23 protein-coding genes are annotated in these 21,763 nt (G+C 68.0%); 6 read left to right on the top strand and 17 right to left on the bottom strand.

Features of this window, described 5'->3' with window-relative positions:
- The first annotated feature begins 65 nt into the window (after window positions 1-65).
- The 3 genes from ACYVN4_RS19330 to ACYVN4_RS19320 are packed head-to-tail and all read left to right on the top strand — an operon-like array spanning window position 66 to window position 2,742.
- Window positions 66-812 (top strand): SDR family NAD(P)-dependent oxidoreductase, encoded by a 747-nt coding sequence (locus ACYVN4_RS19330; RefSeq protein WP_460723043.1) that lies wholly within the window; start codon window positions 66-68, stop codon window positions 810-812.
- Window positions 809-1,450, top strand: coding sequence for a TetR/AcrR family transcriptional regulator (locus ACYVN4_RS19325; RefSeq protein ID WP_460723041.1), 642 nt, complete (start codon window positions 809-811; stop codon window positions 1,448-1,450). The genes ACYVN4_RS19330 and ACYVN4_RS19325 overlap by 4 nt, the downstream gene beginning before the upstream one ends.
- Window positions 1,451-1,452: 2 nt before the next feature.
- Complete coding sequence (locus ACYVN4_RS19320; RefSeq protein ID WP_460723039.1) at window positions 1,453-2,742, top strand: acyl-CoA dehydrogenase family protein; 1,290 nt, start codon at window positions 1,453-1,455, stop codon at window positions 2,740-2,742.
- Window positions 2,743-2,811: 69 nt separating this feature from the next.
- Here ACYVN4_RS19320 and ACYVN4_RS19315 read toward each other — a convergent pair whose 3' ends face one another.
- The 5 genes from ACYVN4_RS19315 to ACYVN4_RS19295 form a co-directional block, all read right to left on the bottom strand.
- Window positions 2,812-3,285, bottom strand: a complete 474-nt coding sequence (locus tag ACYVN4_RS19315) for a DUF4231 domain-containing protein (protein WP_460723037.1) — start codon at window positions 3,283-3,285, stop codon at window positions 2,812-2,814.
- 198 nt (window positions 3,286-3,483) lie between these two features.
- On the bottom strand, window positions 3,484-4,209 hold the full coding sequence (locus ACYVN4_RS19310; protein WP_460723035.1) for a PaaI family thioesterase: 726 nt from the start codon (window positions 4,207-4,209) through the stop codon (window positions 3,484-3,486).
- A gap of 107 nt (window positions 4,210-4,316) precedes the next feature.
- Window positions 4,317-4,928: a DUF305 domain-containing protein gene (locus ACYVN4_RS19305; protein ID WP_460724040.1), complete on the bottom strand. Its 612-nt coding sequence runs from the start codon at window positions 4,926-4,928 to the stop codon at window positions 4,317-4,319.
- A gap of 74 nt (window positions 4,929-5,002) precedes the next feature.
- Window positions 5,003-6,580, bottom strand: coding sequence for an LVIVD repeat-containing protein (locus ACYVN4_RS19300; protein WP_460723033.1), 1,578 nt, complete (start codon window positions 6,578-6,580; stop codon window positions 5,003-5,005).
- 161 nt (window positions 6,581-6,741) lie between these two features.
- Entirely contained in the window at window positions 6,742-7,086 is a 345-nt protein-coding gene (locus tag ACYVN4_RS19295) for a YciI family protein (protein WP_460723031.1), read from the bottom strand.
- Window positions 7,087-7,161: 75 nt separating this feature from the next.
- On the opposite strand from ACYVN4_RS19295, the gene ACYVN4_RS19290 reads away from it, so the two are divergent.
- Together ACYVN4_RS19290 and ACYVN4_RS19285 are read left to right on the top strand one after the other, a co-directional pair.
- Window positions 7,162-7,473 carry an ArsR/SmtB family transcription factor gene (locus ACYVN4_RS19290; protein WP_460723029.1) on the top strand — a complete coding sequence of 104 codons (312 nt, stop codon included), beginning with the start codon at window positions 7,162-7,164 and terminating at the stop codon, window positions 7,471-7,473.
- Window positions 7,470-8,009 (top strand): SRPBCC domain-containing protein, encoded by a 540-nt coding sequence (locus tag ACYVN4_RS19285; RefSeq protein WP_460723027.1) that lies wholly within the window; start codon window positions 7,470-7,472, stop codon window positions 8,007-8,009. The genes ACYVN4_RS19290 and ACYVN4_RS19285 overlap by 4 nt, the downstream gene beginning before the upstream one ends.
- A 1-nt stretch (window position 8,010) precedes the next feature.
- Here the strand turns inward: ACYVN4_RS19285 and ACYVN4_RS19280 are convergent, their stop codons facing one another.
- The 11 genes from ACYVN4_RS19280 to ACYVN4_RS19230 all read right to left on the bottom strand — a co-directional run bounded on the left by ACYVN4_RS19280 (window position 8,011) and on the right by ACYVN4_RS19230 (window position 19,792).
- Entirely contained in the window at window positions 8,011-8,898 is an 888-nt protein-coding gene (locus ACYVN4_RS19280; protein WP_460723025.1) for a 3-methyladenine DNA glycosylase, read from the bottom strand.
- Complete coding sequence (locus ACYVN4_RS19275) at window positions 8,895-9,959, bottom strand: hemolysin family protein (protein ID WP_460723023.1); 1,065 nt, start codon at window positions 9,957-9,959, stop codon at window positions 8,895-8,897. The genes ACYVN4_RS19280 and ACYVN4_RS19275 overlap by 4 nt, the downstream gene beginning before the upstream one ends.
- Window positions 9,952-11,328 carry a hemolysin family protein gene (locus ACYVN4_RS19270; RefSeq protein WP_460723021.1) on the bottom strand — a complete coding sequence of 459 codons (1,377 nt, stop codon included), beginning with the start codon at window positions 11,326-11,328 and terminating at the stop codon, window positions 9,952-9,954. The genes ACYVN4_RS19275 and ACYVN4_RS19270 overlap by 8 nt, the downstream gene beginning before the upstream one ends.
- A 324-nt stretch (window positions 11,329-11,652) precedes the next feature.
- Window positions 11,653-13,089, bottom strand: a complete 1,437-nt coding sequence (locus tag ACYVN4_RS19265) for a GuaB1 family IMP dehydrogenase-related protein (protein WP_379352977.1) — start codon at window positions 13,087-13,089, stop codon at window positions 11,653-11,655.
- A 69-nt stretch (window positions 13,090-13,158) separates the two neighbouring features.
- On the bottom strand, window positions 13,159-13,542 hold the full coding sequence (locus tag ACYVN4_RS19260; RefSeq protein WP_460723019.1) for a cupin domain-containing protein: 384 nt from the start codon (window positions 13,540-13,542) through the stop codon (window positions 13,159-13,161).
- A gap of 217 nt (window positions 13,543-13,759) precedes the next feature.
- Window positions 13,760-15,265, bottom strand: a complete 1,506-nt coding sequence (locus ACYVN4_RS19255) for a DEAD/DEAH box helicase (protein ID WP_460724039.1) — start codon at window positions 15,263-15,265, stop codon at window positions 13,760-13,762.
- A 49-nt stretch (window positions 15,266-15,314) separates the two neighbouring features.
- Window positions 15,315-16,256, bottom strand: a complete 942-nt coding sequence (locus tag ACYVN4_RS19250; protein ID WP_460723017.1) for a M56 family metallopeptidase — start codon at window positions 16,254-16,256, stop codon at window positions 15,315-15,317.
- Window positions 16,257-16,299: 43 nt separating this feature from the next.
- The gene (locus ACYVN4_RS19245; RefSeq protein WP_369636422.1) at window positions 16,300-16,701 is read right to left on the bottom strand and encodes a BlaI/MecI/CopY family transcriptional regulator; all 402 of its coding nucleotides are present in this window, start codon (window positions 16,699-16,701) and stop codon (window positions 16,300-16,302) included.
- A gap of 78 nt (window positions 16,702-16,779) precedes the next feature.
- The gene (locus tag ACYVN4_RS19240; protein WP_460723015.1) at window positions 16,780-17,607 is read right to left on the bottom strand and encodes an ABC transporter ATP-binding protein; all 828 of its coding nucleotides are present in this window, start codon (window positions 17,605-17,607) and stop codon (window positions 16,780-16,782) included.
- Entirely contained in the window at window positions 17,604-18,701 is a 1,098-nt protein-coding gene (locus ACYVN4_RS19235) for a FecCD family ABC transporter permease (protein ID WP_460723013.1), read from the bottom strand. The genes ACYVN4_RS19240 and ACYVN4_RS19235 overlap by 4 nt, the downstream gene beginning before the upstream one ends.
- Before the next feature lie 53 nt (window positions 18,702-18,754).
- Window positions 18,755-19,792 (bottom strand): FecCD family ABC transporter permease, encoded by a 1,038-nt coding sequence (locus tag ACYVN4_RS19230; protein ID WP_460723011.1) that lies wholly within the window; start codon window positions 19,790-19,792, stop codon window positions 18,755-18,757.
- A gap of 123 nt (window positions 19,793-19,915) precedes the next feature.
- Between ACYVN4_RS19230 and ACYVN4_RS19225 the strand changes: the two genes are divergently transcribed.
- Window positions 19,916-20,623, top strand: a complete 708-nt coding sequence (locus tag ACYVN4_RS19225) for a hypothetical protein (protein ID WP_460723009.1) — start codon at window positions 19,916-19,918, stop codon at window positions 20,621-20,623.
- Window positions 20,624-20,675: 52 nt separating this feature from the next.
- Here ACYVN4_RS19225 and ACYVN4_RS19220 read toward each other — a convergent pair whose 3' ends face one another.
- Window positions 20,676-21,728 (bottom strand): lipase family protein, encoded by a 1,053-nt coding sequence (locus tag ACYVN4_RS19220; RefSeq protein WP_460723007.1) that lies wholly within the window; start codon window positions 21,726-21,728, stop codon window positions 20,676-20,678.
- Window positions 21,729-21,763: the final 35 nt, after the last annotated feature.

Here is a 21,763-nt window from a genome sequence, read left to right as displayed (position 1 = left end):
TCGATCGGTACATTTAATGTACTGGGTGGAACATTTTCCGCCGGGTCGTCACGAAGGTGCAGTTCATGGGAAATCCCTTGTCGGGCAAGGTGTCTGTGGTAACGGGCGGCAGTCGCGGGCTGGGCCGGGAGATGGTCCTCGCCCTCGCCGAGGCCGGATCCGACGTCGTCATCGCCAGCCGCAAGCTCGACGCGTGTGAGGAACTAGCCTCCGACGTGCGCGCCAAGACCGGGCGACGGGCCCTCGCGGTGGCCTGCAACGTGGGGGATTGGGCGCAGTGCGAGACGCTCGTCGAGGCGGCCTACGGCGAGTTCGGCACGGTCGACGTACTGATCAACAATGCCGGGATGTCACTGCTCTACCCCAGCTTGGACCAGGTTTCCGAGGCCATGTTCGACAAGGTGATCGCCACCAACCTCAAGGGGCCGTTCCGGCTCTCGGCGCTCATCGGCACCCGCATGGCCGCGGCGGGCGGCGGATCGATCGTGAATATATCTTCGATCGAGGCCGCGCACCCCGAACCGATGGCCGTCCCGTACGCCGCCGCCAAGGCCGGTCTGGAGGCACTGACCGTGGGATTGGCGCACACCTACGGGCCGGGCGTGCGAGTGAACACCATCCGCTGTGGCCCCTTCGCCACCGACATCTCCAAGGCATGGCCCGAGGGACTCGCCGCCGAACTGGCCCGGCACACCGCACTCGGCCGCATCGGCGCACCCGCCGACATCGTCGGGGCCGCGCTGTTCTTCGCCTCCGACGCCTCGGCCTTCTGCACCGGCTCGACCCTGGCCCTGGACGGTGGATTCCGGTGACTGCCGAGGTCCCCGCCCGCCGCCGCGGCCGCCCGCCGGCGTCCGCCGCCGCACCGGGGGAGACCCGCGAGCGGATCGTGCGCGCGGCCCTGGAACTGTTCGCGGAGAAGGGCTTCCACGGCACCGGCGTCGCCGAGATCGGGGACCGCGCCGACGTGCAGCGCGGCGCGCTGTACTACCACATCGGCTCCAAAGAGGAACTGCTGTGGGAGATCCTCGGCGACTACACCCGCCTCATGCTCACCGAGGCCGAACAGATCGCGGGCGGCACCGACTACCCGGTCACCAAGCTGCGCAAGCTGATCCACAGCCATGTGCGGCTGATCATCGAGAACCGCGCCGCCGTCGCCATCCAACTGCGTGACGGAGCCGCGCTCACCGGTGAACGCGCGGGCGAACTACAGCAACTGCGCGACCGCATCCAACAGATCTGGCAGCAGGTGATCGACGCGGGCAAGACCTCCGGCGTCCTGCGCACCGCCGACCACGTCGTCACCAACAGCATTCTCGGCATGCTCAATTCGGTCACCTTCTGGTACCGCGCCGAAGGCAAGCACACCCCCGACGAAATCGCCGACATTCTCGGCACCACCGTCCTGGACGGACTCATCCAACCCCGCAAGAGCACGAAAGGCTGATCATGGCTTGGGATTTCGGCACCGATCCGGACTACCAGAAGAAACTCGACTGGGTCGCGGAGTTCGTCAGGACCGAGGTGGAACCCCTCGACCTGCTCTACCCCAACCCCTACGACCGCCAGAACCCGGAGATCCGGGCCCTGATGAAACCGCTGCAGCAGCAGGTGAAAGACCAGCAGCTGTGGGCGTGCCACCTCGGCCCCGAACTCGGCGGACCCGGCTACGGGCAGCTGAAACTCGCGCTGCTCAACGAGGTGCTCGGCACCTCCATGTGGGCCCCGCTCGTGTTCGGCTGCCAGGCACCGGATTCCGGCAATGCCGAGATCCTCGCCCACTTCGGCACCCCCGAACAGAAGGCGAAGTACCTGCAGCCCTTGCTCGATGGCGAGATCGGCTCCTGCTACGTCATGACCGAACCCACCGGTGGCTCGGACCCGACCGCCTTCCAGACCCGTGCGGTCCGCGACGGCGACTCCTGGGTCATCAACGGCGAGAAGTGGTTCAACTCCGCCGCCGAATTCGCCACCTTCCACATCGTGATGGCCGTCACCGATCCGGAAGCGCCCCCGCACCAGCGCCTTTCGATGTTCATCGTCCCCGCCGACACCCCCGGCCTCGAGGTGGTGAAGAACTTCACCGTCCCCGGCTTCAGCGAACACGAAGGCCACCTGCGCTTCACCGACGTCCGCATCCCCGCCGACTCGCTCCTCGGCGCGGAGGGCCTCGGCTTCATCGTCGCCCAGACCCGCCTCGGCGGTGGTCGCGTCCATCACGCCATGCGCACGGTCGCCTTGGTGCGCAAGGCCTTCGACATGATGTGCGAACGCGCCGTCTCCCGCCCGATGGGCAAGGGCGTGCTCGGCGGCAAGCAGCTCACCCAGGAGAAGATCGCCGACTCCTGGATCGAAATGGAACAGTTCCGCCTACTCGTCCTGCGCACCGCGTGGCGCATCGACCAGGAACAGGACTACCGCAAGGTCCGCCACGACATCGCCGCCATCAAGGTAGCCATGCCGAAGGTCATGCATGACATCGCCCAACGCGCCATGCACCTGCACGGCGCAATCGGCGTCAGCACCGACCTCCCCTTCACCGACATGATGACCTACGCCCAGATCATGGCAATCGCGGACGGCCCCACCGAGGTTCACAAGATCACCTTGGCCAAGGAAGTCCTGAAGTCCTACGCCCCAGCCGATCCGGTATACCCGTCCGGCTACCGCCCCGCCCTCCGCGAGCAGGCCCGCCAACTCGTCGCCGACCGCCTCGAACACACCATCGCCAACCTCTGAAACCGCGTCGAGTGGCACATCCTGGCGGAGGATTCGGACGAATCCCCTCCACGATGTGCCACTCGATGGCTAGTTGGGGTTGGTGGTGGGGGCGGGTTCGTCGATCGTCTTGATGTAGGTGTTGGTGTACGAGACGAGGATTTGTTCGACGTTGGTGATGAAGGCGGTGGCGGTTTCCTGGGTTGGGGGGACCTTGTAGGTGCCTGCGCCGGAGACGAATTGCCAGCCTTCGGTCAGCAGGGACTGTTGGGCGGCTCGGTTGGTGGCCACGCGCTGGTCGGTGCGGAAGATGCTGGGGCTGCCGGTGGCGACGACGGCGATGCCGCCCGCCAGGGCGGTGGCGGCCCGGATGAGGGAGCCTTCGAAACCCGCCAGGCCGGTGACGATCGCGCTGGCGGCGAGCGCGATGAACCGCAGGAACTGACCCCAACTGCGGAATCTGCCGGTCAGACGGTCGGTGTTGGCGACCTCGGGGCCGTAGGTGCTCGACCAGAAGCTGTGCAGCGCAGGGCCTACCGCCGCCCAGTCGATGACCGCGGCCATCGCGTCGGTCTGAGCCGTCGGCGACGACCGTCCCGCCCGATTGACGGGTGGGGATGGCGGATTCGGTGCAGCGACGGGCGGGCTCGTCTCGGGCTTGGATGACGGGTTCGATGCGGTGTCGGGCGAGGGGTTCGGCCCGGTGCTCGGCGAGGGCGATTCGGCCACGCGGTCAGTTTGTCATGATCGGCGGCATCCCGCTCAGGACTCGCGCGGCTCGATCCAGAGGGCCTCAGCCAGCGCGCACAGGTCACCGTCGGGAGTGGAAAGGGCCACGCCGACAGTGTGTTTGCGGCCGTCGCGAGCGATCACCCAGGCGTGCGAGATGTAGTCGGCTCCGGCGAAGACCGGCGCATGCTGGGTCGCGGTGAGGGCGGCGGTGAACGTGCCCTGACCCATCCTCGAGAAGACGAAACCGGCCAGGCCGCCGGGGCAGTCGAGGGCCGACCACACGACTTCCGGTGGCAGTTCGCCGGTTTCGTCGGCCAAGCCCGGATCGGGGGTCCAGGCCGTGGCCATGATCTCGGTGCCGGGCACCCGCCACGGGAACAGGCGCAGGCCGCGCCCCGGCGGGCAGGCCGCGCCGCAGCCGTAGCAGTCGGTGATGCGGCGCGACGGGGAGGCCAGGGCCGCATCGAGCGCGGACTTCGCCTCGGACCAGGAGGGCGCGGGGATCGGGTCGAGGGTGAGCGCGGCCGGGCTCGCCTCGACCAGCAGGGTGTCCTCGACGGTGGTGAGGGTGGCGCGGCCGGACTCGGGACGCGACAGCAGTATCGGGGTGTCGACGGTGACCGGGCGCCGGAAATCCACGCGCACGGTGTCGGCGTCGAGCCGCCCCGCCAGCAGCCCCGCGAGGTGTCCGCCGAACGCAAGCTCCGGATAGCCGTGGATGTGCGCGGGGATGGTGAGCGCTTCCGCCTGGGTCATGGTGGAGGTCAGCCTTTCCCGGCCGCCATGGCCGATCGACCTTTCGACCATACCCAGGGCCGTGACCTCGGTTCCCGTGAGATTTCACACCGCGGGAACCGGGTGCCTCACGACAGCGGTTGCGCGCCCCGCTGCGCGAGCATGACCGTCATCAGGCCTGCCTCCTGCGACTGGGCGGTGATCATGCCCCGCGCCGCCTCCTTCACCGGGCCCGAAGCCAGCAGCTCATCGGCCGCCTTCGCCATGGCCACGCCACCGCGGTGATGACGCAGCATGAGTTGCAGGAACAGCACTTCCGCGTCCTGGCCGCGGGCGGTGGCGAGGGCGTCCAGCTCGGCCTGAGTGGCCATGCCCGGCATGCTGGTGCCGTTCGCGCTGGTCATGGTCGACATTCCGGTCATGGAATGCTGCTGCGCGGCGGCGGTGTTCATCCACGCCATCGGATGCCGCGAGTCCGGTGCGGCATTGGCCAGCCGTAGCCAGCCGAGCATGGTGCCGATCTCCATGCGCTGGCTGTCGCCGATCTGCTGGGCCAACCGCCGCACGGTCGGATCCACGCCGGAATCCAAGCGCAGCACCATGATCAGGGCCTGCTCGTGGTGGGAGGTCATGTCTTGACTGAAGCCGATCTCGACGGAATTCAGCACCGAAGCAGTGGAGCTCCCATAACTGATCGCCAAGGGCCGCACCAGGAATCCCGCCGTGAACACGGTCAGCATCAGCACCGCGAACCCGGCCGGTCGTCGCCAGCGATATCCGGCCGCGCGCAGGCGATTACGCAGGTTGCCTGCCGTCACGAGCCCACCACGGACTGCTGATCGGCCGGCGGCGTGTACACATTGTCGGCGAGCTGCAACACCATGAACCCGTTGTCATTGCAGGTGGCCCACAGCTGGCTGCCGTGCCACTCCGGCGGTGAGAAGCACCAGTCGGTGGACAGGTCGCCGAAGGCCACCATGCCCGTCCGAGACGACAGCGCCTGGTTTGGATCGAACTTGCCCTCCAGGACCGCGCGGGCGGCCGACGGGAACTCCATGAGCGGCACACCGATCAGGGAAGCCAGCGCGTGCGGGGAGTTCCACAATTCCAGATTGCGGCCCTTGCGCGCGGGCGGGTTGAAGTAGGCGATCTCCTTGGCGTGGAACGGATCCCGCACATCGAACACCCGGATGCCGGACTCCTCCCAGCCGCAGGCCAGCGCGGTCGGGTTGGTCGGGCGGTCGGCGGCGCAGTAGTGCGCATCGTAGGAGAACACCGAGCCGCCCATGGCCGAGGCCATTGCCGAATCCTGGTTCTCCGGCAGGTTGATCTCCAGCTTGATCTTGGCGGCGACGCTCGGGTTGGTCTCGTCGGAGATATCGATGAGCTTCACGCCGCCCGCGCCGCCCTCGTCCACGGTGAACAGATAGGGCTTGCCGTCGTAGGTGACCGGAATGCTGTGCTGGGTTGCGATGCCGTCCGTCCAGAACACCCGTCCCAGATGGTTCACCTGCGGACTCGGGTCGCGCCGCTGTACCGCGCTGATATCCAGCACCGTGAATCCGGCCAGCGCCGAGAGATACATGCGATTGCCGTCGGGGCTGATACCGAACCCGTGCGCCTCGATGCCGGTCAGGCCCTGCCAGATCACGTGCGGATTCGCCGGATCGGTCAGATCGACCGCGCTCACGAAGCCGGGCGCGATGCCAGAGGCCCAATAGGTGCGGCCGTCCGGCGAGAACCCGCCCTCGTGGGTCGTGATCGGTAGGGGCATCAGCAGATTCGTGCCCGCGCCCGTGTTCAGCAGTCGCGGGTGTGCACAGTCGGAGATGTCGTAGACCGACAGGTAGCCCGCGCCCTCGCCGACCGGAACACCGGTGCCCACCAGCAGTTTCCGCTCGGCATTGACCTTGAGCGACTCCCACGTGCCCGCCAGCATGGCCGGTTCGGTGAGGCTGCCGGTGACCACCGGATTCGCCGGATCGGAGACATCGAGCACCTGCACACCCTGTGCGGGCCCGAGGACATTGCCCGGGAACAGCGACCCGGTGTAGGAGCAGTGGTCGTAGGTCGTGGAGGTGATGCCCGCGCCCTTGCCGACATACCCGCCGACGAACGACAGATTGCAGCGATACCCCAGTGTGCTGCGCCCGCTGTTGCGATCGTCGGCCGAAACATCGCCCTGGATACCGGTTTCCGGCAGCGCGTCGTCCCCGCAGTCCGCCCGCGGCACGGAGGTCCGCCCCACGTCCAGGAACTGCTGCACCTGATTGGCGAGATCGGACCCTAGATCCGCGCCCGCCCCGTGCATCGGCAGTACGGCTGCCCCCAGCAGCGCCACCGCCAGCACCGTCACCGGCCTGGACCGGCGCACTCGCGTGAACCGCCTCATCGCGGTACCCCCGTCTTCGTTCGAAACACAAGCTCGGTGACCCACCGCACAGCAGGTTGTCCGATGTGGTCACGGTTACGTCTCGAAACGCTAACCCATAAACTGACTGGCCGGTAGGGGTTGGGGCGGAATTGTCTGTGACAGTCCGGCTCGGCCTGGGTCTACCGCTGCAATTCGGGGATCGGCTGCTCTTCCAGAACGACGATCTCGCACTGTTCGGCCCAGTGCAGATGGTGGTGATCGTCGACCATCTTCAGGGCCTCGTCCATGGAAGTCGCCTGCAGGATCGACATTCCGATGATGCCGCTGTCGGTTTCGGTGATGCCCGTCGGCGTGATGCGGCGCGCGTTACCCAGCGGCTTGCCGCCGTCGATGAGGCCGCTGCCGAGGCGGTTGCTCCAATCTGCCCACAACTGCATGCCTTTCGCGGCTTCGGCGGGCGTGGCCTGGGCGAATCGTTCGGCGACGGACAGGGGTGCGAGGTAGAGAACGATGTATCGGTTCATGCCGCCGACAATAGGTGACCAAATGGTCACATGTCAACGGTCATGTGACCTTCTGGTCTCGTATAAGGTGGGGGCGTGGACGAGGATGCGGTGTTCAAGGCGCTGGCCGATCCCACCCGGCGATATCTGCTCGACGCACTGTTCGTTCGGGACGGTCAGACCCTGACCGAGCTGGAATCAGGCCTGGAGATGACCCGTTTCGGGATCGGCAAACACCTGCGTCTGCTCGAGGACGCGGGTCTGGTGACCACCGTCCGGGACGGCCGCAAGAAGCTGCACTACCTCAATGCCGTGCCGATCCGGCAGATCCACGATCGCTGGATCGACAAGTTCACCGAACAGCGGCTCACCGCCCTGACCGACCTGAAGAAGGACCTGGAATCGTGAGCCTCGACGGTATCCGCGCGCAGGCTCGCCCGGAGTCGCGGCAGATCCATCGCGTGATCATCGCCGCCCCTGCCGCCCGGATCTGGGCGGCGGTCACCGATCCCGAGTGGACCGTGCGCTACGGCTTCGGCGGCCGCAGCGTAATCGAACCCCGGGTGGGCGGCGCATTCACGGTCTTCGCGCCTTCGGGCCCGCGGCCGATCGACAGCGAAGCGCCGATCATCATCCAGGGCACCGTCACCGACTACGACCCGCCGCGACTCCTGGGCGCGCGCATCCGCTTCCTCGGCGACGAGAACCTCGCCGCCGAACCGGAGACCTACCTGCGCTACGAGATTCGCGACCGCGGCGACGAGACCTGCGCCCTGACCGTCATCCACGAGGTGGCCGGCGCCCCGCTCATCGCGGTCATCATCTCCGGCGACCTGGAATCCGAAGGCTTCGGCGGCGGCTACCCGTTCATGCTCAGCGACCTGAAATCGCTCCTGGAGACCGGCAATTCACTGCCGGTCAGCCGACCCACCCGCAAGGAGTGAGCTACAGCGCGAGCAGTGCGCGGCAGTCGTCCAGCAGCCGGGTGCGCAGGACGGCCGCGCGTTCGGCGATCTCGGCCTGCCCGCGCACGTATTCGGCGCGGCCGGAAGGGGTTTCGATCCGGATCGGCTCGTAGCCGAAGTCGCGCAGGTCGTACGGGCTGGCCTTCATATCGAGTTCGCGGGCGGCGCACGCCAACTCGAAGGCGTCGAACAGCAGGTCGGAGCCAATGAGCGGGGTGAGTTTGAAACCCCACTTGTAGATGTCCATATTGGCGTGCAAGCAGCCGGGCTGCTCGCGGTCGACCTGTAGCTCGCGGGTGAGCGGCTCGATATTGCGGGGGACCGCCTCGGGGGTGAAGAAGCGGAACGCGTCGAAGTGGCTGCAGCGCAACTGCATCGACTCCACCACCTCGTCGGTGCCCTGGTTGCCCAGCCGCAGCGGGACCTGCTGGTGGCGGACATCGTCGGTGCGGTAGACCATCGCCCATTCGTGCAGGCCGAAACAGGACAGCTGGGCCGGTCGGGTGGCGGTGGCGGCGAGCAGGCGGGCCACGAATTCGACAGTGTCGCGCCGCTTTTCGAGGAACTCCGGGTCGGCGGTCCAGCCCGCGTTGTCGTCATCGACCGAAACCCGGTGGTACCCACGGAATCCCGCGTAGCCCTCGGCCTCGGCCAGCACCACGCCGTACCCGGGATGCCAGCGCTTGAGCTGGGCGGGCTTGTGACCGTAGTACGTGAACAAGAAATCGACCACGGGATGCTTCGACCCTGCGGCCCGTCGTTCGAGATATGGGCCGACCAGGGCGTCCACCCGGTCGCGGTGCGCGGCCGCCCGGCCCCGCCAAGCGGGGCCGGACAGCACGGTGGACTCGGTGCGCACGTTCATCATTCGGCGAGACGGTGGGTGGCGTCGCGGACGGTGCCCACGAACTCCTCCACCAGGTCTTCCAGGGCCACGATGCCGACGGTATTGCCGCGACTGTCGACCACGCGACCCAGATGCGAATTGGTGCGCCGCAACCGGGCCAGCGCCTCGAACAGGGTCGTGCCCATGCTCAGCGTCGGCAGCGGGCGAATATCGGTGCGGGGGATCGGTGTCCCCGGGCCCGCGTCGTCGTCGGCGGTCAGGTCCAGCACATCCTTCACGTGCAGGTAGCCGACCAGCGAACCGTCGGCCGCACGCACCGGATACCGCGAGAAACCCGTTTCGGCGACGGCGGATTCGATATCGCCGAGCGTGGTGCCGTCACCACGCAGCGGCACCGACCGGGTCGAAGCCAGCGGCACCATCACATCGGCGACGATACGGTCACTGGAACCCAGCGCCTGCGTCAGACGGCGGTGCTCCTCCTCGTCGAGCAGTCCCTCCGAACGGGATTCACCGAACATCTCCGCCAGCTCCACCGACGACACGGTGGAATCCAGCTCGTCCTTCGGCTCGATCCGCAACGCCCGCAAGGTGATATTGGCTGCGAAGTTGTAGATCGCGATCAACGGCTTGGCCAGCCGCAGCCACGCCAGATGCAGCGGAACCAGCAGCAGCGCCGAGCGTTCCGGCCCGGCCAGCGCGATGTTCTTGGGGATCATCTCGCCCAGCAGGATGTGCAGGATCACCACGATGGTCAGTGCCAGCGCGAACGAGATCGGGTGCAACAGCGAATCGGGGACACCCAGCAGATCGAACGGCTGCTCGAGCAGATGCGCCACCGCAGGCTCACCCACGCGACCCAGCAGGATCGAGCAGATGGTGATGCCCAGCTGTGCGGCCGCCAGCATCATCGACAGGTTCTGGCCCGCCTCGATCACCGTATTGGCGCTGCGCTTGCCCTGCGCGGCAAGCGCTTCCAGCCGATCACGGCGCGCGGAGATGAGCGCGAACTCCGCGCCCACGAAGAACGCGTTGCCCAACAACAACACCAGCGTGAGCAGGACGGCGTAGAGGTCACCCATGGTCGTGCTCCCAGATCGCGAGTTCCTCGGCGTCTACGGGGCGGATCAGCACCCGGTCGATGCGGCGGCCGTCCATCCGCTCCACCTTGGCGATCCAGCCGCCCTTGGAGGGGGTCTGCTCGAGCTGATGATTGCCCGGTTGCGGCAGCAGCACCTCGTCGCCGGTCTCGGGAATCCGGCCCAGCCGGGTCAGTACCAGGCCGCCGAGCGTCTCGTATTCGCCCTCGGGGGCGTCGTATCCGGTGGCGCGGGAGACCTCGTCGACGCGCAGCAGACCCGAACAGTTCCAGCCGTTCGGGGTGCGGCGCACATCGACTTCCTCTTCGTCGTGCTCGTCGCGGACGTCACCGAGGATCTCCTCGATCAGGTCCTCCATGGTGACGATGCCCGCGGTGCCGCCGTATTCGTCGACCACCAGCGCCACCTGCATGCCGTCGCGGCGCACCCGCTCGAGCACCTCGTCACCGTCGAGGGACGCGGGCACGATCGGCACCGGCTTGGCGATGGACTCCAGCTTGATATTGCGGCGGTCCTTGGCCGGATACACGAACACCTGCTTGACGTGCACGAACCCGAGCGTGTTGTCGAGGTCGCCTTCGATGACGGGGAAACGCGAGAATCCGGTTTCCCGGGCGGCGTCGATGAGATCGGCGAGAGTGCAGTCCTGATCGAGGGTTTCGATGGTCATGCGCGGAGTCATGAGCTCCTCCGCGGTGCGCTCACCGAACTCGAGTGAACGATCCACCACCTGCGCCGTGCGCTGATCCAGCGCCCCGTGCAGCGCGGAAGTCCGCACCAGCGAACCCAATTCCTGCGGTGAGCGCGCCGAACGCAGCTCCTCGGCCGGTTCGATGCCCACCCGGCGCACCGCCCAGTTGGCGGCACCGTTCAAGAACCTGATCATCCACTTGAAGGTGGTGGAGAAGGCGATCATCGGCCCGGCGGTCAGTCGCGCGGTGGACAGCGGTGCGGCGATGGCGATGTTCTTGGGCACCAGCTCGCCGTAGATCATCGACAGCGAGGTCGCGATGATCAGAGCCAGCGCCAGCGAAATCCCGTGCGTGGTACCGGCACTCACGCCGAAGGCGTGGAAGATCGGCTCCAGCAGCCGGGCCAGCACGGGCTCGGCGATATAACCGGTGATCAGGGTGGTGATGGTGATGCCCAGCTGCGCCCCGGACAATTGGAACGAGAGCGTGCGATGCGCGTGGCGCACCTGGCGGGCCCGGCGATCGCCCTCACGGGCGTGGGCCTCCACGGTCGAACGTTCCAGGGCGGTGAGCGAGAACTCGGCGGCGACGAACAAGGCCGTGCCGGCGGTCAATGCGATGAATCCGAGCAGACTGAGAACGGTGAACAACGCCGACACGGTCAGTACCACCTGGCCGTTCGCGATGCCGGTATTGCGTGGGCGCCGGGTTTGTCACCCGGCTCGGTAGAGGAGCCCTCCTGTGAAGCGCCCTCGGACGCGGGTGACAACTGGTTCCTTTCGCAGGGGTTGCTAGCGGATGTTCGCTTCGGATACCCATCTCCAGGGTCCGGTCACGTCATATTACCGGCTGGCTTTTACGGATTCCGAACGGCGGGGCCGCATCACATCGCGGGGTCCGGCCGAATCACACCGGCACATGCGAAACCCGGCGGATCCGAGGCGGACCCGCCGGGTTTCGGGTTGTGCAGTACTAGTGGTCGATCACCAACCGGACGGCAGCGGACGGCCCTCGGCGAAGCCGGCGGCCGACTGCACGCCCAGGGTGGCGCGCTCGTGGAACTCCGCGAGCGTGCGGGCCCCGGCGTAGGTGCAGGAGCTGCGCACACCGGAGGTGATGTGGTCGATCAGGTCCTCGACACCCGGACGCTCGGGATCCAGGCGCATGCGCGAGGACGAGATGCCCTCCTCGAACAGGGCCTTGCGGGCCCGGTCGAACGCCGAATCGGTGGCGGTACGGGCGGCCACCGCACGCTTGGAGGCCATGCCGAAGGACTCCTTGTAGCGGTTGCCGTCGCGGTCGGTGCGCAGGTCACCGGGCGACTCGTAGGTGCCGGCGAACCAGGAACCGATCATCACGTTCGAGGCGCCGGCCGCGAGGGCCAGGGCCACGTCGCGCGGGTGGCGCACGCCGCCGTCGGCCCACACGTGCTTGCCGAATTCCTTGGCGGCCGCGGCACATTCGGTCACGGCCGAGAACTGCGGGCGGCCCACACCGGTCATCATGCGGGTGGTGCACATGGCGCCGGGCCCGACACCGACCTTGATGATGTCCGCGCCGGCCTCGATCAGATCGCGCACGCCCTCGGCGGCCACGACATTGCCCGCGACCAGCGGCACACCCAGATCCAGGCTGGCCACCGAGCGCAGCGCCTCCAGCATCTTGAGCTGGTGGCCGTGCGCGGTGTCCATCACCAGCACGTCCGCGCCCGCGTCGACCAGGGCCTTGGCCTTGGCCGGCACGTCACCGTTGATGCCGACGGCCGCGGCGATGCGCAGCTGACCGTTGGCATCGACGGCCGGGGCGTAGATGCCGGTGCGGATCGCGCCGGTACGGGTCATCACGCCCGCGAGGCTGCCGTCGGGGTTGACCAGCACGGCGACGTTGCGGTGACCGGCCTCGAGCAGGCCGAAGACCTCACGCGGCGAGGCGTCGGCCGGGGCCGAGACGAAGTCGGTGTCGACGACGGTGCTCAGGCGGGCGAAGCGGTCGACATCCGAGCAGGACGCCTCGGTGACCACACCGACCGGCTTCCCGTTCTCGACCACCACGACCGCGCCATGGGCGCGCTTGTGGATGAGGGCCAGCGCGTCGGAGACCGACTGCTCCGGATCCAGCACCACGGGGGTGTCGGCCGTGAGCGAGCGGCTCTTGACGAAGGCGATGGTGTCGGCGGCCGCGGGGATCGGAAGATCCTGCGGCAGCACCACGATGCCGCCCCGGCGGGCGACGGTCTCGGCCATGCGGCGGCCGGCGACGGCTGTCATATTGGCGACCACGAGCGGAATGGTCGTGCCGGTCCCATCCGTGGAGGAGAGATCGACATCGAACCGGGACGCCACATCCGTCCGGCGGGGGACGAGGAAGACGTCGTCGTAGGTCAGGTCGTAGGGCGGAGTCTGCCCGGGAAGAAACTGCACGTTGTCCCATGGTAGCTGAATGCTGAGAGTTCGCGGCGCATTGGGGCGATTGGTGTGAATTCGCGACGGTCAGGATGTGGTCGGAATGAACAGTGCCTCGAAGGGCGGGTGGCCCACGGCGACGGTGGTGTGGCCGCGGCCGTCGGTGTCGGCGGCCAGCACGAGATCGCCGGGGACGAAGCGGCGGCGCTCGCCGTCGGAGGTGGTCACCTCGATCGTGCCGCGCAGCATGACAACCCACTGTCTGGCGGGGGCCGGGTGTGGGGCACTGTCGAATTCGGTGCTGCGCAGGTACGACACTCCCGCGGCCGAGGGTAGCCCGCCGACCGACATCGCGGGCACGCCGGTCGCGAGAATTCGTTCCGTCAAAGGGATCTCGGCATCGACGAAGATCGAATCGCCGTCCTCGGTGGCTTCGATCACGGTGTAGCGCAGGATGTTTGGGTTGATCATGAGGTCGATATTCGTCGAGCCCGGACGGACCCGCGATTCCCTGCGGGGAATGGTGGGTCCGACGGCGATGTGCAGGGAATAGAGACTCCCAACATCGGTTGCTAGACGATTGCTATCGTCCGGAAGGGGCTTCGAGTTAACTCGATCTCGTCCGAATTGCCGGAAATTGCGGGCAGATTCCCGCGCGTGTCCGTAGGAACATCCAAACGTGTCGGCGTCAGCGCGCCGAACGCTTGGCCGCGCCCGGCTTGCGCTTCTTGTTGTGGGGGCGGCTTTCGCCCATGGGGCGCGTCCACACTCGCGGCTGCTCCCGCGAATCGGCCTGGGCGGCCGGGGGAGTCGACGGGTCTGGGAGCGGGCGGCCGGAAGGTCGACGTGCACCGGTGATCTCGGTGAGCCGCTGATCACCCGGCCGCACCTCCACATCGGTGGGCGTGACACCGGCGAGCCGGGCCAGCTGAGCGGCCTCGTCGCGGTTGTCGGGGGTGACGATGGTGACCACGGTCCCCGAAGCGCCCGCGCGGGCGGTGCGGCCGGTGCGGTGCAGGTAGTCCTTCGGGTCGGCGGGCGGGTCCACGTGCACGACCAGCGAGACGTCGTCGATGTGCAGCCCGCGCGCGGCGATATCGGTCGCCACCAGCACCGGCGCGGTGCCGTCGGCGAACGAGGCCAGGGTCCGGGTGCGCTGGCTCTGCGCCTTGCCGCCGTGCAAGGCGACCGCGCCGACGCCCTCTTCCCGCAGTTTGCGGGCCAGCTTGTCCGCGCCGTACTGGGTCTTCACGAACAGCAGGGTGCGCCCGGCGCGCGCCGCGATCTCGGTGACGACCAGGCGCTTGTCGGTGCGCCGGACATGCAGCGCGTAATGCGCGATATCGGGCACCGCCGCAGCCCGACGCTGCCCGGCCTCGGCTACCGAGGGGCTCGAATCCGTGGCATTACCAGGGGAATCGAGGGCCGGTTCGGCGACCTCCGCGCCCGACGCACCGGATTCCCGATCTGCGGCCGCGGCTTCTTCGGCGGCATTACCGACCGTGTGCCGGATCGGGTCGCGCAGATACCGCTGCACCAGACCGTCGATCGTCTCGTCGAGGGTGGCCGAGAACAGCAGCTGCTGCGCGTCCTTCGGAACCTTGTTGAGCAGGGCTGTCAGCTGCGGCAGGAATCCGAGTTCGGCCATGTGATCGGCCTCGTCGACGGTCACCACGCGAATATCGGCCAGCTGTACCGCTTTCCGGCCGAGCAGATCGGTCAACCGCCCGGGCGTCGCGATGACCACGTCCACCCCGCGCGCCAGCCGCTCCTCCTGCTTCTTGATCGGCAGCCCGCCGACCGCCGTGGCCAGCCGCAATCCGAGCGAGAGCGCGGGCTCGTCCAACGCGGTCTCGATCTGCAGAGCCAATTCCCGGGTCGGCGCGAGAATCAGCCCGCGCGGCCGCTTCGGCGCACTCGGCGCACCGAACAACCGCACCAACATCGGCAGCCCGAACGCCAGGGTCTTCCCGGATCCCGTCGCCGCCCGCCCCAGCACATCCCGCCCGGCCAGAATGTCCGGAATCACCGCCGCCTGAATCGGGAACGGCTTGTCGATCCCGCTGCGTCGCAAGGCTTGCGCCAGCACCGGCGGCAGCCCCAGATCGCCGAAGCGCACCTGGCCCGTGAGCGACGAGGAATCGGGCGACGGGGCGGTGTGGATGGTGGCCTCCTGGGCTGGGTGTGCGGGCATGGCGGAACCCGCCGCGCCCGAGTCGGATTCGGGGACGGGCGGGTGCGGATCAGGCACGGCTGACCAGGCGGCTGACCTCGACGAGCCACGGGATGGCGACGGCGAGGGTGGGGACCACGAGGATGGCGGCGGCCACCAGGTAGGCGGCGACGGCAATGCGCAGGTCGCCGATGGGTCCGGCCAGGCGTTGGATGCGGATCAGGGTGGTGGGTCCGCCGACGGCCATCGCGCCTTGCGGGGCAGGGGAATTGGAGCAGGCCACCAGGGCGCGGGCCAGGGGAGTGGGGCCGGTGACCTTGACCGCGGAGTCGTCGGCGAGCAGTTCGATGAGCAGCTTCACCGAGTCCAGCGCGGATTTGGAGCGCACCACCCGCGGGAACGCCTCGTGCGCCGCGGTGAACGCCTCGAGCACCAGGTCGTGCCGCGCCCGCAGGTGCGAGCGCTCATGGCTGACGATCGCGGTCAGTTCCTCGTCGGACAGGTTGGTCACGGTGCCCTGACTCAGGACCACGCGCTGGCGGATGCCGGGCAGGCAGTAGGCGATCGGCTCGGCCGCGGCCAGCACGCGAATATCGGCCGCCTGCCGTTGCACGCTGGACTGATCGAGCAGGTCGACCAGCATGCGATGGCGGGCCCGGCGGCGACGGGTGTGAATGCCGACGCGGATCACCGACCAGATCAGCCGCGCCCCGACCAGCAGGGTCAGCGCGAAGACCAGCACCAGGGCCAGCCACAGCGGCAGCCCGAGCGCGGCGATCTCTTTGGAAGGCGTGGTGGTCGGGCGGCCGTCCGCGCCGGGCACCAGTAATCGCGAGGCGATGGCGAGTCCGGAACCGAAGGCGCTGAGCACGGCCGCGAGCGCGATGGCCTGCCAAAGCACCAGTGCGGCACGGGGACTGCGATAGGGCCAGGTGGCGCGTCCGAGCAGCGCTGGTACCGGTCCCGCCAATAACAAGGCGAGACCGGCGAATACCGGCGCTGTCCAGTCCATGACCTCAGCTCACTGCGTTGTGGGGCTCGGGCCGAGGTTACAGCTACTTGGACTCGGGTTTGTCCTTGCGCGCGACCTCGGTGGCTTCGAGCTTAGCGAGTGCGTCGCGCAATGCGGCAGCCTCGTCCGCACCGACTTGTTCGACGAAGTGCACCAAGGCCGCTCGCCGGCTGCCGACCTCGTCGGCCTGCTGCAACGCATCGAACATCAGGCTGGCGACGAGTTCGTCGCGCGTGTGCACGGGGGCGTAGCGATGCGCGCGGTCGTCACGCTGCTGGACCACCAGATTCTTCTTCGCCAAGCGCTGCAGAACGGTCATCACCGTGGTGTACGCGAGTTCACGACGCTCAGCGAGTGCTTCATGGACCTGCCGGACCGTTTGCGGTTCGTCGGCCGACCACAACTGGTCCATGACCGCTTTCTCGAGTTCACCAAGACCTGCCATCCCACAAGTTTACGGAGACAACGACAGGAATGCGTACTACAGGTCGTCGTAACCGGGTGGTAGCTGGTGTGGGATTCGTCATACCCCCGCGTCGACCGGCATATCTTCGAGTGCGGACGGGTGCACATGTCGCAGGCCGATGGGCACGATCATGGGTCGGCCGGACACCGGATCCTCGAGAACCTCCGCGCGCAGCCCGAAAACGTCGCGCAAGAGATCGGTGTCGATGATGTCGGCGGGACGGCCCTGGGCGACGATCCGTCCGGCGTGCATGACGATGAGCCGATCGCTGTAGCGGATGGCCAGATTCAGATCGTGCAGCACCATGACCACGGTCCGGCCGAACTCGTCGTGCAGCCGATCGACGAGATCGAGGACTTCGAGGGAGTGGGCCAGATCCAGGTAGGTAGTGGGCTCGTCGAGCAGCAGGATGTCGGTGCCCTGAGCCAGGGCCATGGAAATCCAGGCCCGCTGCCGCTGTCCGCCGGAGAGTTCGTCGAGGGTGCGGCCCGCGAGATCGGCGATGCCGGTCTGTTCGAGTGCCGCGGCCACCTCGGTCTCGTCGTCGGCCGACCACTGCCGCAGCCACGACTGATGCGGATGCCGACCGCGCGCAACCAGATCGGTGACGGTCAGGCCCTCGGGTGCGATCGGGGTCTGCGGGAGCATGCCGACGATGCGGGCGATGTCCTTGGTCTTCATGGTGGAGATGGCCTTGCCGTCCAACAGGACTCGACCGGACTTGGGGCGCAATAGCCGTCCCAGTGAACGCAGCAGTGTCGATTTGCCGCAGCCGTTGGGTCCGATGACCGTGGTGATCAGGCCGGGTTCGATGGCGACCGACAGCCCGTCCACGATGACCCGGTCGCCGTAGCCGAGGGTGATGTTGTCCGCAGCGAGAGTCACAGGGTCGCCTTCCGGTTGGTGCGCACGAGCAAGAACAGCAGGAACGGGCCGCCGACCGCCGCGGTGACCACACCGACCGGCAGGGAGACGGGAAAGACGGTGCGCGCGAGCAGGTCCGCGCCGACGACGGCGATTGCCCCGACCAGCGCGGAGGCGACGAGCGGTTCTCCGGGCGTGCGTAGCAGTCGCCGCGCGATCTGGGGTGCGGCCAGGCCGACGAAGCCGAGCGGGCCGACCGCGGCCGTGGCCAGTGCAGCGCAACCCACCGCGGCGGCCAGGAGAATCGCCTGCTGGGTCTGGATGCGCACGCCGAGCATGCGGGTGGTGTCGGTGCCGAAACGCAGGGCCGCCAACGACCGTGACGACATCACTGTGACCAGCAGTGCGACACCCAGTCCGAGCGCGGCGGGGATGAGTGCCGACCAGTCGGCGGCATTGAGCGATCCCGTGAGCCACTGCTGCGCGTGCGAAGCGTCGGTGAGGGTGGCGCGGGTGAGCAGCCAGCTCACGACCGACAGGAGTGCGGCATTCACCCCGACGCCGATGAGTACCAGGCGAAATCCCATGACTCCGCTGTCCCCGGTGGTGGTGCGCCCCCAGGCGAGTAGATAGATCAGCACCGCCGTCAGCAGCCCGCCCGCCAGTGCCGCCGCCGAAACCCCGAGCGCCGCAGCCGTACCGGTGCCGATCCCGCCCATCCCGACGATCACCGCGACCGCCCCGCAGCTCGCCCCCGACGTGATCCCCAGCAGATCCGGACTGGCCAGCGGATTGTGCAGAATCGACTGCGTCACCGCCCCTGCCAGCCCCAACGCCGCCCCGACCACTACGGCCGTCAACGCCCGCGGCAACCGCGAATCCATGATCACGAACCGCTGCGCCCGAGTTCCCCCGCCGCCCAGCACATCCAGGACCCGCCCGAGTGGAATGTGGAACTCGCCCACTGCGATATCGAGCGCGAACAACCCGAACAGCAAGGCCGCGAGCACGATAACGGCGACCAGCGCCCCGATCCGCACCTGCGCCGAGAACCCGGCCACCCGAACCACTCGCCGCCCGACGATCGAATCTGTGGTGCCGGAGGGGTTTGCCATCGTGTCGCCGGGGCGTGTCAGGGTGCGGGTTCCCGTGGGAGGTGTCGGAAGAGTCACAGGGTCACCAGCTTTCGGCGGCGGACCAACAGGATGAAGAAGGGGGCGCCGAGCGCGGCGAGGGTGATGCCTGCCTGGAGTTCGCCGGGGCGGGCGATGAGGCGGCCGGCGGTGTCGGCCAGCAGGAGGACGATCGCGCCGATGAGGGCCGAATAGGGCAGCAGCCAGCGGTAATCGGGGCCGGTGACGGCGCGGGCGAGGTGGGGGACGATCAGGCCGAGGAAGGCGATCGGGCCGACGGCGGCGGTGGCCGCGCCCGCGAGGAGGACCACGGCCGCCAGGCCGAGGATGCGGCTGCGGGTGAGGTTCACGCCGAGGCCGCGGGCCACATCGTCGCCGAGTCCGAGGAGGTTGAGGCCGGGTGCGGCGGCCAGGGCCAGGATTGCGCCCACGAATAGGAACGGCAGGATCTGGCCGAGGACCGAGGCGTCATGTCCGGCCACGTCGCCGACCACCCAGTACCGGTAGGTGTTGAGGGCGGTGCCATCCAGCAGTACAACGATATTGGTCATGGCCTGCAGAAACGCCGTGACGGCCGCGCCCGCGAGGACGAGGCTCAATGGACTTGCCTTGCCGCCGCCGAGGGCCGAGACGCCGAAGACGACCAGTCCCGCGAGCAGTGCACCCGCGAAGGCGAACCAGATGTATTGCGCGGGTGTCGTGAGCGCGAGCAGATGGATGCTCAACGCCGCCAGGAAGGCCGCGCCCGCGTTGATACCGAGTAATCCAGCGTCTGCCAGCGGGTTTCGGGTGTAGCCCTGGATCAGCGCCCCGGCCATGCCGAGCGCGAGTCCGGTCAGCAGGGCGAGTCCGGTTCTCGGGAGCCGCAATTCGCGCACGATCTGCGCGGCCGAGCCGTCGGCCGGGCACGAAAGTGGCAGTCCACCAGGGCAGACGAGGGCGTCATAGACGGTGCCGAGGCTCAGATTCCGGGATCCGAGAGCGACACTCGCCGCTACTGCGCACAGCAGAATCACGGCGAGAACGAGAAGTCCGGACAGACGTCGCCGTCTGGTGGTGACTACGGCGGGCACGGTGACGAACTACTCCTGACGCTTTCATTGCTCGACAAGTCTGGTAAGCCTAACCTATCTTTCCGTTCTCGTTGTCCATGCAGTTCTCGCATTGGCCGAATAGTCGATGAATGAGGAGGTTCGATGCTCGAACCCGTAACCGTGTGCCCGCCGCGCGATTCCCGCCTGGCCTTCGGGCTGGCCGGCAACCGCCTGCGCGCGCTGCAACCCGAACACCCCCGCGTGTACGCCGTCGCGGCCATGGCCGATCAGGGCAAGCGTCGCTGGTGGCGGCTGTCCGACGGGATCCGTGAGGGCCGCATCGAATTGATGTACCGCCGCCACGCGGCCGAGATGAGCAATGCCGATATCGCCGCCGAGGTGGTGGCCACCGCGCTGATCCACGCGGTGGTGGGCCGGGTGATGGCCATGGTGGTGTCGGAGGGCCGGGCCTGGGATCCGGGCCTGGAGAATCTGTGGATCCACACCGACAATGACGGTGGCATCGACTGGGCGGGATTGTCCGACACCACGATTCGGGTGGTCGACGGCGATCTGCTGACCGGGCAGGACGGCATCGTCGCGCTCCCGTGCGAGGCGGCGCTTTATGTCTGGCTGGCGCATCGCTGCATTCCCGCGCTGGGCCTGATCCAGGAGGCGATGGCGCGCTGCGCCGGACTGGGCAGCCGCCGCTTCTGGTCACTGGTCGCCGAATCCATTGTGGGAGCGGCCACTTACGTTCCGGTGCTGGCCCGCACCTCGTCCTCCGATGGGGCCCGCCGCGGTCAAGCCTTGCTGGCCGCCTTCGAGGACCGGGGTCTACCGGTCCGCCGGGTCTGCGTCACCCGCTAGGCCGTTCGACGTCGCATCGGTCGAGACCGTCCCCGGTCTCGACCGGCGCGGGTCAGTGCGGGCAGGTCTGGCTGAAGGGCTTGTCGGCGAACAGGTCCGAGATCCAGCCGAGCCACTGATCGGCGACGGCGGCCGGGGCATCGTGGCCGCCGGGGACCACCAGATCGTGGACCGGGGTGCCGAGGGTGCACATTTCGGTGATCGCGGCGCTGGACCAGGCCGTGTCGACCAGTTTGTCGGCGTCACCGCGCACGATGTAGGTGTGCAGGGTGGTGGCTGATTTGGGGAGATTGGTGCGGGATTGCAGGTCCGCGAACGGTTGTGCGGCCGCGTCGTCGACGTAACTCACCTCGTCGGGGGTGCCCGCCGAGGCGATGGCGAGCTCGTCGGGCGTCGTTTCGCCGGTGCACTGGGCTTCCAATTGCGGTGCGATATCGAGCAGTTTGCCGTGCGCGACCTGGTCGTAGCGGTAGTCGGGCTGGTTGTAGCGCACGGCCGCAACGAGATACGGCAGGACCAGGTACTGGTCGGGGGCATTGAGGGCGCGGTCGTGGACCGCGTCGAGGAATCGCAGCTCCAGGGCGGGGGACATCAGCACGACGCCGTGGATTTTCAGTTCCGGCGCATAGGATTTCGCGGTTTCGGCCGCCGATTCCGCTGCGCGCCCGCCTTGTGAGGCGCCGACGAGCACCATGTCCGAGGACAGGGGCAGACCGGCCGAGTGGGCCGCTCGCACCGAGTTCAGTACGTCGTAACCCGAGGACGGGGTGTCCAAATACGGTGCGTCGCCGGGGCCGTCGAGGCCCTGATAGTTGGTCATGACGACCGCTCGATGTCCGGCCAGGAACTGCTCGACCGCCGGGGCGGAACCGAACAGGGTCGGCGAATTGGTGGGGGCGCACCGATTCACGACGCCGGAGGTGCCGTGCGCGAACGCCACCACGGGCCAGCCGCCCGCGGGGGCGTCGCCGGGCGGCAGGAACACCGCGCCCGACACCTCGATCGGTTTGCCTGCGGGCGAGGTCGATTCGTAGCGGATATAGGTCGAGGACCCGGCCGCCGCCGACAGCGCCGGATCGAGATGCTCGAGCGGCCGTTTGCTCATCAAGGCGCCGGGCGAAGCAGGCTTAGTGGCGGCCG

This window comes from Nocardia heshunensis (assembly GCF_054782115.1).
Note: the sequence above shows the minus strand (reverse complement) of the source record. Positions and strands in the feature narration are given on the sequence as shown.

Bases quoted from the DNA above. Each gene is read 5' to 3' on its own strand.
- ACYVN4_RS19250 (WP_460723017.1), bottom strand. From the start codon at position 16,256: ATGGACTGGACAGCGCCGGTATTCGCCGGTCTCGCCTTGTTATTGGCG.
- ACYVN4_RS19300 (WP_460723033.1), bottom strand. From the start codon at position 6,580: ATGAGGCGGTTCACGCGAGTGCGCCGGTCCAGGCCGGTGACGGTGCTG.
- ACYVN4_RS19220 (WP_460723007.1), bottom strand. From the start codon at position 21,728: ATGAGCAAACGGCCGCTCGAGCATCTCGATCCGGCGCTGTCGGCGGCG.
- ACYVN4_RS19295 (WP_460723031.1), bottom strand. From the start codon at position 7,086: ATGAACCGATACATCGTTCTCTACCTCGCACCCCTGTCCGTCGCCGAA.
- ACYVN4_RS19320 (WP_460723039.1), top strand. From the start codon at position 1,453: ATGGCTTGGGATTTCGGCACCGATCCGGACTACCAGAAGAAACTCGAC.
- ACYVN4_RS19235 (WP_460723013.1), bottom strand. From the start codon at position 18,701: ATGGCAAACCCCTCCGGCACCACAGATTCGATCGTCGGGCGGCGAGTG.
- ACYVN4_RS19310 (WP_460723035.1), bottom strand. From the start codon at position 4,209: ATGACCCAGGCGGAAGCGCTCACCATCCCCGCGCACATCCACGGCTAT.
- ACYVN4_RS19245 (WP_369636422.1), bottom strand. From the start codon at position 16,701: ATGGCAGGTCTTGGTGAACTCGAGAAAGCGGTCATGGACCAGTTGTGG.
- ACYVN4_RS19225 (WP_460723009.1), top strand. From the start codon at position 19,916: ATGCTCGAACCCGTAACCGTGTGCCCGCCGCGCGATTCCCGCCTGGCC.
- ACYVN4_RS19275 (WP_460723023.1), bottom strand. From the start codon at position 9,959: ATGGGTGACCTCTACGCCGTCCTGCTCACGCTGGTGTTGTTGTTGGGC.
- ACYVN4_RS19315 (WP_460723037.1), bottom strand. From the start codon at position 3,285: ATGGCCGCGGTCATCGACTGGGCGGCGGTAGGCCCTGCGCTGCACAGC.
- ACYVN4_RS19260 (WP_460723019.1), bottom strand. From the start codon at position 13,542: ATGATCAACCCAAACATCCTGCGCTACACCGTGATCGAAGCCACCGAG.
- ACYVN4_RS19280 (WP_460723025.1), bottom strand. From the start codon at position 8,898: ATGATGAACGTGCGCACCGAGTCCACCGTGCTGTCCGGCCCCGCTTGG.
- ACYVN4_RS19305 (WP_460724040.1), bottom strand. From the start codon at position 4,928: ATGCTGACCGTGTTCACGGCGGGATTCCTGGTGCGGCCCTTGGCGATC.
- ACYVN4_RS19255 (WP_460724039.1), bottom strand. From the start codon at position 15,265: ATGCCCGCACACCCAGCCCAGGAGGCCACCATCCACACCGCCCCGTCG.
- ACYVN4_RS19330 (WP_460723043.1), top strand. From the start codon at position 66: ATGGGAAATCCCTTGTCGGGCAAGGTGTCTGTGGTAACGGGCGGCAGT.